Source organism: Enterococcus sp. AZ015, from assembly GCF_050499225.1.
Classification (GTDB): Bacteria; Bacillota; Bacilli; order Lactobacillales; family Enterococcaceae; genus Enterococcus_D; species Enterococcus_D entomosocium.
In genome coordinates this window covers 1,045,596-1,060,000 of the sequence record NZ_JBMHEX010000001.1, presented here as the reverse complement: position 1 = coordinate 1,060,000, position 14,405 = coordinate 1,045,596, and the positions used below count along the sequence as shown (strand labels likewise).

Genomic DNA, 14,405 nt, shown 5'->3' with positions numbered 1-14,405 from the left:
TGAAGGGCGGAAACCCTCCAACACTTAGCACTCATCGTTTACGGCGTGGACTACCAGGGTATCTAATCCTGTTCGCTCCCCACGCTTTCGAGCCTCAGCGTCAGTTACAGACCAGAGAGCCGCCTTCGCCACTGGTGTTCCTCCATATATCTACGCATTTCACCGCTACACATGGAATTCCACTCTCCTCTTCTGCACTCAAGTCTCCCAGTTTCCAATGACCCTCCCCGGTTGAGCCGGGGGCTTTCACATCAGACTTAAGAAACCGCCTGCGCTCGCTTTACGCCCAATAAATCCGGACAACGCTTGCCACCTACGTATTACCGCGGCTGCTGGCACGTAGTTAGCCGTGGCTTTCTGGTTAGATACCGTCAAGGGATGAACGTTCTACTCTCATCCTTGTTCTTCTCTAACAACAGAGTTTTACGATCCGAAAACCTTCTTCACTCACGCGGCGTTGCTCGGTCAGACTTTCGTCCATTGCCGAAGATTCCCTACTGCTGCCTCCCGTAGGAGTCTGGGCCGTGTCTCAGTCCCAGTGTGGCCGATCACCCTCTCAGGTCGGCTATGCATCGTTGCCTTGGTGAGCCGTTACCTCACCAACTAGCTAATGCACCGCGGGTCCATCCATCAGTGACGCAAAAGCGCCTTTCAACTTTCTTCCATGCGGAAAATAGTGTTATACGGTATTAGCACCTGTTTCCAAGTGTTATCCCCTTCTGATGGGCAGGTTACCCACGTGTTACTCACCCGTTCGCCACTCTTTTTCTTTCGGTGGAGCAAGCTCCGGTGAAAGAAAAAGCGTTCGACTTGCATGTATTAGGCACGCCGCCAGCGTTCGTCCTGAGCCAGGATCAAACTCTCATAATGATTTGTTTGAATGACCATACGGTCATTAAGCTCATAAAAATTAACTTTGCTAGCTATTGCTTGCATGTATTTGTTTCAATAAATTGAAACGTCCTACACATTGGTTCGTTTGCTTGCTTTGTTCAGTTTTCAAAGGTCTACAGTGCTGTGTTAGCAACTTTTATATCATATCAGAGCGACAATTGATTGTCAACTCTTTTTTAAAAGTTTTTTTCAAGAAGTTGTTATTTAACTTCTTTCTTAACCTCAGCGACTTTTTCATCTTACCATCTCAACCGTTATATGTCAAACACTTTTTTGAAAAGTTTTTTTGATTTATTAGGTTTTTCGGAGATGATATTTTTTCGACTTTGTTATAATAACACTTGTAAAATGTTTCGTCAACAACTAATTTCAAAAAAGTTCAATCAGTGTTTGTTACAAATGTCTTAACAAGGACAAGTAATAATATAGCAATTCTTAAAGGAAAAATCAACTAAAAAAATAGGCTTTTGGGCAACTATTTTTATAAGCGAATTATTCATTGTCAAACGATTCGAACGTTCGCTTATAAGAAGTATTTCACGGCTAAATCTATCATTAATGGATAAAAAAAGAGAACTTAAGCTTTTCGCCTAACGTTCTCTTTTCGTCCGATCTTCCGTTTGAAGAATCGGTATATAAATTCGAAAGATTGTTCCTTGGCCAATGACACTCTCCGCCGTGATTTTCCCTTTATAGCTTTCCAATAGTTGTTTTGCTATAGATAACCCCAAACCATTGCCACCTTTGGTTCTAGCACGAGCTTTATCTACCCGATAGAAACGATTGAAGATCTTATCGAGGTCTTCTTTGGAGATGCCTTCCCCGAAATCTTGGATGGCAATTTCAAAAGATTGACGATCCAATGAAATGGATAGATGAACTTCTTTTCGATCAGTGGAATACTTTACTGCGTTATCCAAGACAATAATAATGATCTGTTCAAAATGATTGCGATAGATTTTCAGCTTCAACTCATGATACAAATCATCATCCAATGTAAAGACAAAATCCGGATACAGTATTTTAAAGTTATTGAACACTTGATAGACAACTTCTTTTGCATTAGTTGTTTCATTTGCATAATGAACATCCACTTGTTCCGCTCTTGAGAGATCCAACATTTCCTGTACTAGCGTCTTCATTCGACTGATCTCTTGCATACTGGCTGCGAGGGACTCATCCAAGATCTCTGGATCATCTTTTCCCCAACGTTGCAAAAGATTCATGTGTCCTTCAATGATTGCTACGGGTGTCCGTAACTCATGAGAAACATCTTCAACGAATCGCTCTTGCTGCTCAATGTACAGGCGCATGCGATCCAACATCTCATTAAATATATCTGCTAAATCAGACAGTTCATCGTTCGTATTTAATTCTGGCATATGCACGGTTGACTGCGGGTTTTTCCGAACAGTTTCCATCGTATCCCGTAATACCTTTAATGGCTGAAGGAAATACGCTGATAAAAAGAACCCGAGTACACTGCTGAGAATCAGAGAGACGACTTCTAAGATAATCAAAGTCAGCAGCAGTTTGCTGCGTATTTCATAAAAAGAAGTCAACTCATAAAATGTTTGAGCATAGCCAATCCGCTCTCTGGTGCCTTTTGAATAAATGGGTTGGATCGAGAGAAAGCCTGTGATACCATCCAGCGTTACGATGGTTGGCGCTTTGCGCTGCGTGTCGATCAGTGCTAAATCATTTTCATGGGTTTTAAACACAAGGTCCTCATTCAAATTATAAACAAACAGGCTCAATGGTGCTTGGCCTAATTCCGAAATAAAGGAGTCGATTTTCATTAAGTTGCCATCGATCGTTGAAGTGCGATCATAAATGCTCGTCGTCCCCGCGTCATTTTTGGTTAAATTACGATACGTTCGGACCAATGTTAGTTCTTGATCCGAATTGGCTAAACGAGAAGCAACCTCTGACATCGTCCGCTCCACATTGTTTTCTTCTTTAGCGACGATCAAATTCACCGAGGTCTTATAAGTGATTACTGCAAAGATCGTAAATACGACGAATATAAAGAAAGAACTTGCGAAGGCCCACTTTACAGTTAAAGAAGGCCCCTTCAGTTCTTTTAATTTTTTCATTCTTTTTTTTAGGTTCACGACCGCATCACATATCCTGTACCACGAACGGTTTGGATATAACTTTCCTCCCCTGGTACATCAATTTTATTCCGTAAGTAGCGGATGTAAACATCGACAACGTTGGTTTCAACTTCTGTCTCATAGCCCCAGACTTTGTTTAATAAAACATCTCTGGCCAAAACGACATTAACGTTCTCCATTAAAGTCAACAATAGCTCATATTCGCGTTTCGTTAGTTCAATGACATCTGTTCCACGTCGAACGACACGGTTTTCTTTTTCAATCGTTAGATCGCGGTAAGTGATCGTGGTTTGTTTTGCAACGTTTTTGTCCCCTTCGATATCGATACGGCGAAGCAACGCACGTAAGCGTGCCAGCAATTCTTCAATTGCAAAAGGCTTCACAATATAATCATCAGCACCATGATCCAAACCTGATACTCGATCAATCACGGAATCTCGTGCGGTCATCATGATGATCGGGGTGTTCTTCGATTGACGCACGCGGCGGCAAACTTCTAACCCATTTAACTCAGGAAGCATCAGATCCAATAAGATCGCATCCCATTCATTATTCAGCGCCGCATCCAGTCCCGTCCGTCCGTTGTAATGAACTTCAGTATTATACCCTTCATGCTTCAATTCTAATTCCACAAATCGAGCTAAGTTCTTTTCATCTTCAATGATTAGAATACTACTCATTATTGATAGCCCCTTTATTGATTATTCTGCCTTTAAATTAGACATTATCTGTCTTATTTTATCATGTATCTAAAAAATAAAAAAGAGATTGACCGAAAGTTCTCACTTTCGGCCTTTCTCTTTTGGATTCTCTTAAAGCTTACGCTTCGTCATACCATGAATAATGGAAAATTCCCTCTTTATCTGTCCGTTCATACGTATGCGCTCCGAAGTAATCCCGTTGTGCTTGGATCAAGTTCGCTGGCAAACGATCAGAACGATAAGAATCGAAGTACGCGATCGCAGATGAGAACGTCGGCACAGGTACACCGGCTTGGACAGCTAGTGCAACTACTTCACGTACAGAAGATTGATAACGTTTCGTAATATCTTTGAAGTAGTCATCTAATAGTAAGTTTTCAATGTCGGCATTCTTGTCATAAGCATCCGTGATTTTTTGTAAAAATTGAGCCCGGATGATACAGCCTGCACGCCAAATTTTGGCAATTTCACCAAAAGGAAGATCCCAATCATACTCTTTTGATGCTGTACGTAATTGCGCGAATCCTTGTGCATAGCTCATGATCTTACTGAAGTATAATGCTTCGCGGATCTTATTGATAAACTCTTCTTTGTTTCCTTCAAAAGCAACTGCTTCTGGTTTTGGTAAGACTTTGCTGGCATTGACCCGTTCTTCTTTGTAAGCCGAGATATAACGGGCAAAAACAGATTCAGTGATCAATGGTAGTGGTACGCCTAGGTCTAAGGCACTTTGGCTTGTCCATTTCCCAGTTCCTTTATTACCAGCAGCATCTAAAATCACATCAACGATTGGTTTGCCTGTACCTTGATCGTCTTTGCGAGTCAAAATATCCGCTGTGATCTCAATTAGATAGCTGTCTAATTCGCCTTTGTTCCATTCAGCAAAAATATCAGCCATTTCACCAACAGATAGACCTAATATGTTTTGCATCAAGTCATAAGACTCAGCAATCAGCTGCATGTCTCCATATTCGATCCCGTTATGAACCATTTTTACGTAATGGCCTGCACCGTTTGGTCCAATATAAGTCACACAAGGTGTTCCATCTTCGGCTTTTGCAGAAATTTGTTCCAAGATTGGCGCAACCAATTCATACGCTTCTTTTTGTCCTCCTGGCATGATCGAAGGACCTTTCAAGGCGCCCTCTTCCCCACCAGATACACCTGTACCGATAAAGTTGATTCCTGAGTTTGCCAACTCTTCGTTACGACGAACCGTATCTTTAAAGAAGGTATTTCCGCCATCGATCAAAATATCGCCTTTGTCTAGATGAGGCAATAATTCTTGGATCGTTGCATCTGTCGCAAATCCTGCTTTTACCATTAATAAAATACGACGTGGTTTTTCAATAGATTGAACAAATTCTTCTATCGTATAGGTTGCTTTAAAATTTTTATCTGGATGTTCTTTTACTACTTCTTCTGTCTTTGAACCAGTACGGTTAAATAAGGCAACTGAATAACCGCGGCTTTCGATGTTCAACGCTAAGTTTTTGCCCATAACAGCCATACCGACAACGCCGATTTGTTGTTTTGTCATCTTTCATCCTCCTAAGATTCAATTATCTTTTTCATTATAGCGCAAATGTACCTGCTTTTGAACTATTCTCTTTCGCTGGACAAAAATATTTCTGAAAAGTTCCATATTAGTCAAAAAAACAAAAAAACCTCAGGCTCCATGGTTAGCCTAAGGTTTTAGAATCCTCTTTCTGAAAAAAAGGAATTATGCTTCTTTTGTTGCTACGTCTTTGCCATCGTAATGACCACAGTTTGAGCAGACATGGTGGCTTTTTTTCATTTCACCACAGTTTGCACATTCGTTCAAACCGTTGATTGTCAATTTGTAATGTGTACGACGTTTTGCTTTCTTCGCTTTCGAAGTTTTTCTAGCTGGTACTGCCATTTTGCTACACCTCCTTGTTAATGAACGCAACCTTGAGGCTGCAATTTATTCCAATCCTACGCGTTATCGTCATCTGATTCAGTGAATAATTCGGATAATTTTGCAAGACGAGGATCAACTTGTTGAGCTTGCGCTTCTTTTTGATTTGCAAAGTCTTCTTCTGACAAAACAGCCCAATCGTTGCCAGATGGCATTGCTGAACCTTGTTTTTCTTCTTCTGTCAGGACTTGCAAAGGAATCGCAAGTAATAGGTTATCAGCGACTGATTCATCTAAACTGATGGTTTGACCTTCAATGATCAAAACTTCTTCTTCGACGATCGTTTCATCGCGACGCTGAAATTGCTCTGGTGTCATGAATTGTTCATCCACTGAAAAATCAAAAGGAATCGCTACAGGTGTCAAAGAACGAGTAGATGGCAATGTCATCGTCGTTTCCACTTGATAGTGCAGCAAGTATCCTTGCTTATCAACACTCATCAGCCCTTTTACTTTTACAGGAGACAAATCAATGATCTGTCCATCGCGTTTTATCAGTTGACTTTTTAGGTCAAGTGTTTCTTCAAACATCAGCGGTGTCTCTTGGTATTTTTTTAATTCCAATAAAGACCATTTCATTTTTATCACCCCTAAGCAACAAAAGCAATTATACAGGGCTTCTGAGGCTTTGTCAATGAAATTTTCTTGACACCTTTTTCATTTTTGATCGTGTCATTTTAATGCCTTTTCTCAAGGGATTTCGACACTCTCAAAAAAACAACAGGAAGCGCACAACGTGCACTTGCCTGTTGCTTGATCAATCGTTAAAAATCATTAGATCGCTGTTGTTTCTCCACGATAAACGATACCGCGACGAGAATCAAGAGTAACCAATTCGCCATCTTTGATGGTTGTTGTTGCGTCTTTGGCACCAACAATCACTGGTAGATCTTTCGCAATTCCGACAACTGCTGCATGAGAAGTCAAGCCGCCATCTTCAACAACTAAAGCTGCTGCTTTTTCGATTGCTGGCATATATTCTTTATCTGTTGTTGGTACAACTAAAATCATGCCATCTTTTGCTTTCGCAATTGCTTCTTCGGCACTGTGAGCGATCACGGCATTGGCAACAACTGATTTTTCACCAATTCCTTGCGCTTCAAGCAATTTTGATCCGATCAATTGGATCTTCATTACGTTGGTTGTTCCGCGTTCACCAACAGGAACACCGGCTGTGATCAAGATTAGATCGCCTTCTTTAGCAAAGCCTAAATCCACTGCTTGTTTTGCTGCTAATTCAAACATTTCATCAGTTGTTGATGGTTTTTCAGCAACGGTTGGGTACACACCCCAGTTAAGCATCAAGCCGCGTTTTGTGCGTTCGTCAAATGTGACAGCTAAAATGTCAGCATCTGGACGATATTTAGAGATCATTTTCGCAGTGTAGCCAGATTCAGTCGCTGCAACGATTGTTTTAACCCCTAGGTTTTTCGCCGCACGAGCAACAGATAAACCGATTGTTTCTGTTACATCTGTTTTATCGAATTGGTTGATTTGGAATGTGCTGTTTTCTGATAAAGCTTTTTCAGCTTCAATGTCGATCCGTGCCATTGTTGCTACTGCCTCAACAGGGTAGTCACCGTTTGCTGATTCACCAGAAAGCATTGTTGCATCGGTACCATCAAAGACAGCATTGGCAACGTCAGAAGCTTCTGCACGGGTTGGACGTGGGTTTTGTTGCATTGACTCTAACATTTGTGTTGCTGTGATAACTGATTTACCAGCAGCGTTACATTTTTTAATGATGCTCTTTTGAACCATTGGTACTTCTTCAGCAGGGATCTCAACACCCATGTCACCACGGGCAACCATGATACCATCAGAAACTTTGATGATTTCATCGATATTATCGATACCCTCTTGTGATTCGATTTTAGAGAAAATTTGCACATGAGTCATGTCTTTTTCTTCTAAAATTTCACGAATCTCTAAAACGTCTTGCGCTTTACGTACAAATGAAGCGGCAATGAAGTCGATATCGTTATCAAGACCAAAACGGATATCTTCTGCATCTTTTTCAGTAATACCAGGTAAGCTGATTGATACACCAGGAGCGTTGACCCCTTTACGTGATCCTAACATTCCAGCATTTTTAACAACAACCACTAATTCGCGGGTTGCTTCGTCTTTTTCTTTGATTTCCATGTCGATCAAACCATCATCAAACAAGATGTGTCCGCCCACATGAACATCTTCAAATAAACCAGGATAAGTTACAGCAATTTTTTCTTTTGTTCCTTTGTGTTCTGGATCCATTGAAATGCGTGTTTCATCGCCAACGTTAAATTGGATGTATCCAGCACGACCAAAGTCAGCTTCTGTCGTATTTTGTACAGTTGTACGGATTTCAGCACCTTTTGTATCTAAAAGGATACCGACATCTTTACCAGTTTTCTTCACGGCTTCACGAACCATTGTCATACGCGCTAATTGTTCTTCATGATCTCCATGAGAGAAGTTAAAGCGGAAGACATTCGCACCGGCTTCAATCAGTTGAGAAATAATTTCCACACTGTTACTTGCTGGTCCTAATGTACTTACGATCTTTGTTTTTTTCATTACTAAACGCTCCTATTCATTTATTTAAAATAGCTAATAAGCTTTTTTTACAAAATTACTGTTGCGTTGCTCTAAAAAATCTCTTTAGAATGAGATTTCTTTGTTCAAGTTATACAAGCTAAGATCTGGTTTGTGACGATTGTTTTCAAGGGTTTCGATAATATCAGAAGCAATCATTTCATTGTTTTCGATACCGATACATAGACCGCCTTTGCCTTGTTGCAATAATTCAACGGCATATGAACCAAATTTACTTGCTAACACACGGTCACGAGCGCTTGGTGAACCACCACGGACAACGTGTCCTAGAATTGATACACGGGTATGGAAATCGCCGTATTCAGAAAGTTTGTCAGCAAAATCATTTCCGCCCATCACGCCTTCGGCTAAAACGATCAAGCAATGTTTTTTCCCGCGGTCGCGTCCTTCACGGATACGATCAGCAACAACTTGCATGTCAAAATCATGTTCTGGGATGATGATTTCATCCGCACCACCGGCCACACCTGACCATAAAGCGATATCGCCAGCACCACGTCCCATTACTTCGATCACAAATGTGCGGACATGTGATGTCGCTGTATCACGGATACGGTCAATCGATTCTAAGACAGTATTGATCGCTGTATCAAAACCAATCGTGAAATCTGTTCCTGGAATGTCGTTATCGATCGTTCCTGGAATCCCGATTGCTGGGAAACCGTGGCGAGTAAGTGCCATCGCACCATGGTAAGATCCATCTCCACCAATCACGACTAGCCCTTCGATGCCAAATTTCTTTAATTGCTCGATTCCTTTTAATTGCCCTTCTTGTGTCGCAAATTCTGGATAACGTGCTGAATATAAGAATGTTCCACCACGTTGAATTTTGTCACCAACATCAGCAACATCTAAGCGACGAATGTCGCCTGCGACTAGTCCGGCATAGCCATAGTTGATTCCGTATACTTCAAGTCCGTCAAAAATACCCTTTCTGACAACTGCGCGAATCGCTGCGTTCATTCCTGGTGCATCGCCGCCACTGGTTAGAATTCCAATGCGTTTCATTATTCTTTCACCTCATCAAAAGATTTTGTTTAGGGAAGCCCCTGTTTGCTAGTTTTCAAGTAATAACCACGAGACATATTCTACCATTATTCCATGAAAATGTCTTGAAATAGTGGGAAAAAGTTGAAAAAAGTGTAAGTTGAATTATCGTTTTCGGAAAATTACTTGAAAATTACATTTCCATTTCCTAATAATGCCTTCAGTTGTGTGACAAAGTTCGGCTCATCCGTTACCCAGTTTTCTTCTGCTAATAACACTTTTTTGCCACTACTTTCATAAAACATCACCACTGGAATATTTCCTTGATGCTGCTTCATTTCCTTCGACAATGCTTGCAGGTGCGACGTTTCGGCTTCAGCAGAAATCTTTAAGTAGCAAGTTTGTGGCGCAATTTTATTTTGAACGTTTTCTGCTAAGTCTATTTTATCAGCAATGAGTTGGATTTCACCATTGTAACGACTTACCTCGACCTTTCCTTCAATATAGAGAACAGCATTTTCTTCGATCAAGGAACGCACTTGTCGATAAACGATGGGAAAAATCGTTACTGAAACTTCTTTGCTAGCATCCGTTCCTTCAACAAATGCCATCTGTTCGCCTTTTTTTGTACGTATCTCCCGAATCTTGCGGACATACAAAAGGATGCGGACCCGTTCATTGGGAACCAGATCGGCAATATCGGTGATTTGTTTTAATTGATGCAATTTTTGAAACTGTTCTACGGGATGGCCAGACAAATAAACACCTAAGTATTCTTCTTCCAAAGCCAGTTTCTCTTCCAGTTTGTAATCGGCAACGGCTTCTTCTTTTAAAGCCATGGTTTCTAAGAGATCCAAACTGCCGCCACTATAAGTAATATTTTGGATTTTCCCTTCTAGTTGGATCAATGCTTGTTTTCGATTAGGCGCAATCACATCGAATACACCGATGCTCAAAAGCGGCAATAAATAGTCCAACTTTAACCACTTGCTGTTCCGCTGATTCAAGCGAAGTAAAAATTGATCCATGGACGTGAAATTGCCATGCTCTTTTCGTTCTGTCAAAATGTCTTGGATCATGTCGCGCCGAATCCCTTTGATACTGCTGAACCCAAAGCGGATTTGTTTCTCATTTTGCAGTTGAAAACTAAACCCACTGGTATTGATCGATGGTGGCAATACTTCTACGCCATAACGTGCGGCTTCATTTAAGTATTCTTTCATTTTGCTTGCAGTATTGCGTACCGAGTGCAAGATCGAAGCAAAAAAAGGTGCCGGATAGTGCACTTTCAAGTACGCCATTTGAAAGCCGATAAAGGAATAGGCAAACGCATGGGAACGGTTAAACCCATAGTTGGCGAAGCGCTCAATATAGTCATAGACCAAATTGGCGGTCTTCTCGTCATAATGATTGGCCAACGCACCTTGCACAAAATGGCGACGTTCTTCATCCAACACGTCTTTTTTCTTTTTACTGATTGCTCGCCGCAAAATATCTGCCTGTCCTAGGCTAAAACCAGCCATTTTGGAAGCTACTTGCATGATCTGTTCTTGATAAACAATGATTCCGTAAGTGTTTTGCAAGATTGGAATCAAGCTATCATCCGGATAAGAGACCCGCTCTTGTCCTTTTTTCCGCTTGATAAAAGTATCAATATTTTGCATCGGTCCCGGGCGATACAAGGCATTGACTGCAGCAATGTCTTCGATACTTTCTGGCCCTAGCTTGCGCAAGACATTGCGTATTCCCGCTGATTCAAATTGGAAGATCCCTGCCGTCTCCCCTTTTTGAAACAAACGCAATGTTGCTGGATCATCAAGAGGAATCTCTTTTTGGGTTACGATTTGTTGGCTGATTCGTTTGATACCTTTCAAGGTATTATCAATGATCGACAAGTTTCTCAAACCTAAAAAATCCATCTTCAATAGGCCAATGGCTTCCACGTCATTCATGGTAAACTGGGTCAGCCAAATCCCATCGCTGCCTTCTTGCAAAGGCACCAAATCAAGCAGATTCTTGTCACTGATCACCACACCGGCGGCATGGGTCGATACGTGACGGGGCAGTCCTTCTAAGATTTTGGCGACTTGAAACATTACTTGATTCCGCTCATTGAACGAAACCAGCTCTCGCAGCTGATTGGATTGTTCATAAGCAAGATCTAAGGTCATTTTCAAGGCATTGGGGATGGCTTTTGACCAGCGATTAGCTTCACTTTGCGAGAGACCAAAGACCCGAGAAACATCTCGCAAAACCATTTTGGCCGCCATGGTACCAAACGTGGCAATCTGTGCCATATATTCTTGCCCATATTTTTGGCGCACATACTGTAAAATCTCGTCTCTGCGATTGTCAGGAATATCTAAATCAATATCAGGCATCGTGTAACGTTCTGGATTCAAGAATCGTTCAAACAAAAGATCGTATTTGATTGGATCCACGTCGGTGATAGATAAAACATACGCCACCAGTGCTCCGGCAGCGGATCCCCGTCCAGCTCCGGTAACGATTTCTTGTTGGTGGGCAAAGTCCATGACGTCCCAAATAATCAAGAAGTAATCATCAAAGCCCATCTTATGGATGACAGACAACTCATAATCCAAACGCTGTTCGTACGCCGATGTAACGTGAGCAACACGCTGAGGCAGACGTTCAAAACAAATTTTGCGCAAATAGTCCGCGGCGCTTTCTTCTTGTGCTAATGGGTAATGAGGCAATAGCCGCTGATGCAGCGGCAGATCGACAGCGCATTCAGCTGCAATCCGCTGATTATTCATCAATGCCTGAGACGCTTCGCCAAATACAGCCGCAAGTTGGTCTGCCGGTTGTAGAAAAAACTGCGTAGTCGCTTGCTCTTTTGCCTGACGAAAGTCTTCAATTTGCGAGCCCTCTTTGATATGGGTCATCACTTTGACTGCAAAGGCTTCTTCTTGTGCTAAAGCCGCGATTGGTTGATACGCGCATGGTGCAATGTTTTGCTCGTTAAACCAAGTGATCGTTTCTGGATCTAGCCCCTTGCTAGTTATGCCTAAAAACAAGCTCTCAGAATCAAATTTATGGCTAATTGCTTGCAGTACTTTTTGATTAGCTTCTAAATCATCGTGCTGAGACGGCAAAAAGCCTTCACCTTCAGGTAGCAAACCAAAGAGGTCCTGCAAAGAATCACAAGCAGCTAAATTCAACTGCTCGGTGATCATTTTTTCACTTGATAAACGCATCAAGGTTTGATAGCCCTTGAGGTTTTTGGCAAATACGTACAACGGAAAGGACATTGATCCCTCTCCGAAGGTACAGTCGAACAAAGCGCCAAAAATCGGCTTGATGCCCTGTGCTAGGCATTGCTGATAAAACTCGACCGCGCCATAGAGAACATTATGATCGGTCAGACCCAACGTCTGATAGCCCATCTTTTTGGCTTGCTCTATATAGTGAGGAATTTTGATCGTACTTTGCAGCAACGAATAGGCGCTTAAGGTGGTGAGCTGTGAATACATTGAAATCCCTCCAAAAATGAAAATTCTCTTTCTTTCTGCTAGTAAATAGATTTGAAAAACAAAATGAAAAAGTGAAAATCTTTACAATAAATATTTTTGTGATAAACTAAAGTCGAAATGGAAGATACGCAGAAAAGAGGTGTCGTCATGCGTTACCTAGTCACTTTATTTTGGACTTTTGTATTAGGTCAAGTCGTTGGCTATCTAGGCAGCTCACTTGCTGGAGCAACTTATGATTTTCAATTAACTTCAATCATCTCTTTGGTCACAGGTGTGGTGATCATTCTTGTTGGTATTATCGCACCAGCGCCTGAAAAGACAAGCCATTAAAAAAAAACCAGTTACCTTTATTGTAACTGGTTTTTTTTTCTTTTCAACTATTCACTGATGTCCGTTTTACGCAAGCTTTTACGGAAATTAAATCCTGAGATAAAAATATTGATCAGTACAAACCCGCTAGTTACCCAAAAGACGGCGGGATAACCAAAGCCAGCTGCCACCGTTGAGCCCACCATCGGACCTAACACTTGCCCAAAGTTAGAGAACATTTGGTTGTAGCTGTAAATGCGGCTGACCCCTTCCATCGGGGTGATCTTGCTGATCAGTGTATTGATCGACGGCATCAACGCACCCGTCGAAAAACCAAGCAAGAAGCGCAGCACGCCCAACTGAAACGGTGTGGAGACAAAGCCCATCGGAATGAAACAGAAAAATGACAGCAATAAACCGCCTAACAATACCTTGTGATTGCCGTAACGATCACCGATTTTGCCTAAAAATGGCGAAGAGATGATTGCCGAAACACCAGCAACAGAGACGATCAATCCGCTGACAAACAAAATATTGCCACTATTCCCGCTTAGATCACGAATATATAACGTGAGGATCGGGCTGATACTCGTTACACCTAGCTGTAAAATCAGGGAAGTAATAAACAAACCGACAAGTAGCTGCATATTTTTGATTTGACCAAAAATTTCTTTGATGGACAGCAAATCGCCCTTTTCAACCGGCTCAAAATCTTCTTGAACGAGAAAAATCGTAAGCAAGAGCGTAATTAGCAGCACAACACCAGTAATGATAAAAACATTTTTCATACCGAACCATTGCGCCAACGCCCCACCCATCGATGGACCGATCAAATTCCCTGCGATGGCTCCTGTAGCCAATGTCCCAAGCGCCCAACCGCTTTTTTCTCGAGGCGCCTGCGAAGCGATCAACGCAGTCGCATTTGGAATATACCCCGATAAAATTCCGGTAAAGAAACGCATGATCAATAACCAATAGACATTCGGTACAAAAGCCAAAGAACCCATCGTCACTGTCATCCCCGCAGCCGCGCGAATCATCATTAAACGACGACCTTTTTGGTCTGCTAGATTTCCCCAAACTGGAGCAATGATAGCCGCCGCAAACGCCGTTACTGAGATTGCTAATCCAGAAAACAACTCAATTTGACTCTCTGGAGCGCCTAACTCTTCTATATATAAGGGAATGAATGGCATGACAAGACTAAAACTGGCACCCGTAAAAAAACAACCTACCCATGAAATCAGTAGATTTCGTTTCCAATCAATCTTCATTTACAAACCTTCTTTCACAAATACTATACCGTATCGTGAGTAATAATCAAATAAAAAATCTTTCTGCATTTAAAATACAGAAAGATTTTC

General features: G+C 41.7%; 10 protein-coding genes and 1 rRNA gene (1 of these 11 only partly in view). 1 reads left to right on the top strand and 10 read right to left on the bottom strand.

What is annotated here, in order from left to right; genetic code table 11:
• The 9 genes from IGK85_RS04925 to dnaE form a co-directional block, all read right to left on the bottom strand.
• Positions 1–870 (bottom strand): 16S ribosomal RNA (locus tag IGK85_RS04925) (it extends 690 nt beyond the left edge of the window).
• Between the two features lie 614 nt (positions 871–1,484).
• Entirely contained in the window at positions 1,485–2,990 is a 1,506-nt protein-coding gene (locus IGK85_RS04920) for a HAMP domain-containing sensor histidine kinase (protein WP_034872519.1), read from the bottom strand.
• Between the two features lie 14 nt (positions 2,991–3,004).
• Complete coding sequence (locus IGK85_RS04915) at positions 3,005–3,691, bottom strand: response regulator transcription factor (RefSeq protein WP_429972184.1); 687 nt, start codon at positions 3,689–3,691, stop codon at positions 3,005–3,007.
• A gap of 139 nt (positions 3,692–3,830) precedes the next feature.
• Positions 3,831–5,252, bottom strand: a complete 1,422-nt coding sequence (gene gndA, locus IGK85_RS04910) for an NADP-dependent phosphogluconate dehydrogenase (RefSeq protein ID WP_008377818.1) — start codon at positions 5,250–5,252, stop codon at positions 3,831–3,833.
• A gap of 183 nt (positions 5,253–5,435) precedes the next feature.
• Positions 5,436–5,615 (bottom strand): 50S ribosomal protein L32, encoded by a 180-nt coding sequence (gene rpmF, locus IGK85_RS04905; RefSeq protein WP_005229191.1) that lies wholly within the window; start codon positions 5,613–5,615, stop codon positions 5,436–5,438.
• Positions 5,616–5,671: 56 nt separating this feature from the next.
• On the bottom strand, positions 5,672–6,232 hold the full coding sequence (locus IGK85_RS04900; protein ID WP_008377817.1) for a YceD family protein: 561 nt from the start codon (positions 6,230–6,232) through the stop codon (positions 5,672–5,674).
• Between the two features lie 195 nt (positions 6,233–6,427).
• On the bottom strand, positions 6,428–8,212 hold the full coding sequence (pyk, locus tag IGK85_RS04895; RefSeq protein ID WP_008377816.1) for a pyruvate kinase: 1,785 nt from the start codon (positions 8,210–8,212) through the stop codon (positions 6,428–6,430).
• A gap of 84 nt (positions 8,213–8,296) precedes the next feature.
• Positions 8,297–9,259, bottom strand: coding sequence for a 6-phosphofructokinase (gene pfkA, locus IGK85_RS04890; protein WP_005237177.1), 963 nt, complete (start codon positions 9,257–9,259; stop codon positions 8,297–8,299).
• Positions 9,260–9,420: 161 nt separating this feature from the next.
• Positions 9,421–12,732 (bottom strand): DNA polymerase III subunit alpha, encoded by a 3,312-nt coding sequence (dnaE, locus tag IGK85_RS04885; RefSeq protein ID WP_008377815.1) that lies wholly within the window; start codon positions 12,730–12,732, stop codon positions 9,421–9,423.
• A gap of 147 nt (positions 12,733–12,879) precedes the next feature.
• Between dnaE and IGK85_RS04880 the strand changes: the two genes are divergently transcribed.
• On the top strand, positions 12,880–13,062 hold the full coding sequence (locus tag IGK85_RS04880; RefSeq protein ID WP_008377814.1) for a YjzD family protein: 183 nt from the start codon (positions 12,880–12,882) through the stop codon (positions 13,060–13,062).
• 47 nt (positions 13,063–13,109) lie between these two features.
• Here the strand turns inward: IGK85_RS04880 and IGK85_RS04875 are convergent, their stop codons facing one another.
• On the bottom strand, positions 13,110–14,315 hold the full coding sequence (locus tag IGK85_RS04875; RefSeq protein ID WP_005231893.1) for a multidrug efflux MFS transporter: 1,206 nt from the start codon (positions 14,313–14,315) through the stop codon (positions 13,110–13,112).
• Positions 14,316–14,405 lie beyond the last annotated feature (90 nt).